This window comes from Rhodovulum sp. PH10 (assembly GCF_000293785.1).
Taxonomy (GTDB): domain Bacteria; phylum Pseudomonadota; class Alphaproteobacteria; order Rhizobiales; family Xanthobacteraceae; genus Rhodoplanes.
The window spans coordinates 1-3,601 of the sequence record NZ_AKZI01000192.1 but is presented as its reverse complement, the minus strand read 5'-3'; the positions used below and the strand labels follow the sequence as shown (position 1 = coordinate 3,601).

Annotated in this window: 2 protein-coding genes; both read right to left on the bottom strand. The window is 70.6% G+C overall.

Going from position 1 to position 3,601, the window contains the following annotated elements:
- Window positions 1-278: 278 nt before the first annotated feature.
- Window positions 279-890 (bottom strand): hypothetical protein, encoded by a 612-nt coding sequence (locus A33M_RS21080; RefSeq protein WP_008391740.1) that lies wholly within the window; start codon window positions 888-890, stop codon window positions 279-281.
- A gap of 229 nt (window positions 891-1,119) precedes the next feature.
- Window positions 1,120-2,994 carry an HWE histidine kinase domain-containing protein gene (locus A33M_RS22630; protein WP_008391738.1) on the bottom strand — a complete coding sequence of 625 codons (1,875 nt, stop codon included), beginning with the start codon at window positions 2,992-2,994 and terminating at the stop codon, window positions 1,120-1,122.
- Between the last annotated feature and the right edge of the window lie 607 nt (window positions 2,995-3,601).

Genomic DNA, 3,601 nt, shown 5'->3' with positions numbered 1-3,601 from the left:
TCCGCAGGAGTGCGTCTCGAAGGGCGAGGCCACGGTGCGGGCCTCATCCTTCGAGACGGCCGCTTCGCGGCCCCTCCGGATGAGGTCATAGTTTCCCGCCGTCGGTATCAATGCGCTGCACAGCGTCGGAGCAAACGAACAAACAAACAAACAAAAATGCACCGGGAGCAAACAAGAAGGCGGCCGGATCCGCGAAGAATCCGGCCGCAGGGAGATGGTGGCGTGAAACCCGGGCGTCCCGCTGGCCGCGGGACGCGAGAAGAACGGTGAAGCGTGTCCTACTGCAGCGATGCGAGCTTCACGCTGGAGGGTGCCTCGACGAGGCATTTGCTGAGGATGTGGGCCATCTGCGGCGAGGCGATCGGGCTCGCGGCGGTGTCGCAGCCCTCCGGGATCCGCGGCCGCTTGACCGGGGCGTTGACCGGCTGGGCCGGCTCGCGCGAGACGGTCGGCTGGTTCGGGATCACCGGCGGCGCGGTGTTGGCGGCGACCGGCTCGACGGTGCTCTTGCGGGTCTCGCGCACCGTCACCTCGGGCAGCACCACGTCCTTGGCGACCACCGTCGCGTTGCTGAGCGGGTCGCTGCGATAGAGCACCCGGCCGTCGCGGTCGCGATAGACGATCGCGGCGTCGCGCAGGCCCACCACCTCCACCGAGGTGATCACGTGCCGGTCCGGCGCGAGCTGCGCGGCCTGCGGCAGCCGATCACTTTTGCGTGTACGATCGATCGGGGCGGCCAGCGACGCCGTGGTGGCGTCCGCGCGCCCGAGCGAGCCGAAACTCCAGTCCCCGGACACCGCCACCGCGGCCCACGCGACGAGCGCGGACACACCGACGACGGAAAGCGTCTTGACCGTGCCGAAACGGTTGCTCATCGAACGAATGCTCATCGATGTCTTCCAGGAAATGCCGAGACCGCCCCGTGCGGCAGACCGTCCCCCGTGGCCGATCCAGGGGTGTAACGGTTTGTTAAAGGCTCCGTTCCTTCACACCCACGTGAGGTTCACGTGAGCGACCGATTCGTCGCGCGCGACGGCGGTACGGCGGGCCGCGCACGCGGCGGCACGGCGGCCGCCACGCCATCGGTCTTCGAGGCGAAAATTCGCTGAGTGTGAAAGGTCAGCGCGCGGCGAGCAGGTGCGAGGCCGGGATCACCATGCGGCAGCGCACCCCTGCGGGATCGAAGGTGAGGTCGACCTCGGCGTCGAGCGAGCGGGCGAGGTTCTTCTCGACCACCAGGCTGCCGAAGCCCCTGCTCGCCGGGGTGACGACGTCCGGCCCGTTCTTCTCGATCCACTCGATCTCGACCGCGTCTTCGCCGTCGGGCGTCTCACTGCCGGCCGCCCGCAGCCGCCAGTGAATGTCGACCCGCCCCTTGGGCACCGACAGGGCGCCGAACTTTTCCGCGTTCACCGCGAGCTCGTGCAGCGCGAGGCCGAAGCTCTGGGCGGCGGCCGGCTTGAGGTGCACCGGCGGGCCTTCGACGGTGACGCGGCTCGCCGCGCCGTCGAGATATTTTGCGAGCTGCCGGCGGGTGAGGTCCTGCAGCGAGGCGCCGTACCAGCCCTCCTGCACCAGAAGGTCGTGCGAGGTGGCGAGCGCCTGCAGCCGCGCGCCGAAGGCGTCGAGAAAGCCCTCGATGCTGCCGGAGTGGCGGGCGGTCTGGCGCGCCATCGCCTGGATCACCGCCAGGAGGTTCTTCGAGCGGTGGGTCAGCTCGCGCATCAGGAGGCGCAGATGGCTCTCGCCGGTCTTGCGCTCGGTGATGTCGAACAGCGCGCAGGTGACGCCGACGATGCTGCCGGCGGCGTCCGGCAAGGGCTCGACGTGCAGCTCGTACCAGCGGGTCTTGCCGTCTCCCTCGCTGACGCTGACCTCGCCGCCCTGCGCTTTGCCGGTGGCGAGCGCGGCGCGGGCCAGCGCGCCGAACTGGGGCAAACTCTCGGCGGGCAGGATCTCGGTGTCGGCCCGGCCGACGATGTCGGCGACCTCACGGCCGAACAGCGGATTGCTGATCGAGGTGAAACGCAGCTCGCGGTCCTGGGTGAACAGCGTCATGTGCGAGCCGCGCAGGGCGATCTCGTAGCGCTGCAGGGCGGTGCGCAGCTCGTCGGCGAGGCGGCGCTGCTCGCTCTCCAGCGAGCGCAGCCGCGACACGTCGATCGCCGCCGAGGTGAGGCCCTCGATCGTCCCGTCGAGGCCGTGCGCCGGCTCGACGTGCAGCGCATAGAGCGCGTGCTCGTGCGGGGTGACGGCGGCGACCTCGCAGGTCTCCGGCGTGCCGGTCTCCAGCACCCGGCGCTTCACCTCGATTGCCGCCTCGCGGTCGGCGGGCGAGAAGATCTCCTCGTCGGTGTGGCCGAGCATGCCGGCGCCGTCGCGCCCGCTCGGATCGTAGACCCAGGTGTAGCGGAGGTCGCGGTCCTGCGAGAAGCCGTGCACATAGGCGCCGCGCAGCGCCGTCTCGAGCCGCGCGGTCACCAGGCTCAGCTCGCGGGTGCGCGCCTCCACCCGCGATTCCAGCTCGCGCTGCACGGTCTCCAGCTCGCGCAGCGTCACCTCGTGGCCGGCGACCTCGCGGCGCAGGCTCTCGTTCGCCTCGGCGAGCTGGGCGGCGGAGGGGGCGCGGGCGAGCTCGGGCAACAGCGGCCACAGCAGCACCACGGTCGCCGAGGCGACCACCGCGACCGCCGCGTTCGACAGGCCGAGCAGGCCGAGCCACGGCACCACCGCGGTGACCGCGCCCATCGCATGGGCGATGGCGGAGAAGAGGAGAAACACCGCACCGGTGACGATCAGCGGCTTGTAGGCGTCGCCGAGATCGGGCCGCCGCCGGACGATCCACAGAAGGCCCAGCAGGATGCCAAAGAAGCTGAGGGAGACGAAGGCTTCCGAGGTGAACTGCAGGAGGGCGAGGGCGGGGCGGGTGCCGAAGCAGGCGGCGACCGACTGATCGCCCGACGCGAGGCCGAGCCATTCGACGATGCCGTTCATCCGCGTCACTCCCTGCGGGCCGTGCCCTGCCCATCATCCTGCCGGCCGACCTGGGCCTCGCCTTGATCTCCGGCAACTCGCCGCAGACCGCTCCGTCTCCCGCTCCGAGGGGCGCCCGAGGACCGGCGCGTCCGCTTCACGGAACGCCGTGGCGCCCGTGTTGGTTTCTGTGCCGATCCGGCAGCGCCGTCACCCCCCGGCGGGGCGAATTTTCGGGGGCGGCGCCGAGTCGGGGAAGGCTCGGTGTGGCGGGTGCGACACCAGCGACAAAAAAAGAGTCGAATGGCCGGAACCAATGTCCCGCGGGCCGGTTGTCCTGGTGACCGGCCGCCATTCCCCCTCCCCCCCCCGTGCTCGGCCGGCCATTTCAGGCGTTGTCGACTCCGTCGACAACGCCTTTTCTCTGTCCGGAGCCCTCTATCGGGGGATGCTCTCGTCGAAAGCGCCGTCGTCCGCCAGGGGCCGTGCCGTCACGTCCCGGCGGTCGGGCTGTGGTGATCTCGAACGCCACGGGAACCCGACGACAGCGCCGCGAGGACCCGAGAAGAAAGGGACAAGGGGACTAGTCCCCCCCCCCCCCCAAAACGGGGAGCCCCCGCGGCGGGGG

Bases quoted from the DNA above. Each gene is read 5' to 3' on its own strand.
- A33M_RS22630 (WP_008391738.1), bottom strand. From the start codon at position 2,994: ATGAACGGCATCGTCGAATGGCTCGGCCTCGCGTCGGGCGATCAGTCG.
- A33M_RS21080 (WP_008391740.1), bottom strand. From the start codon at position 890: ATGAGCATTCGTTCGATGAGCAACCGTTTCGGCACGGTCAAGACGCTT.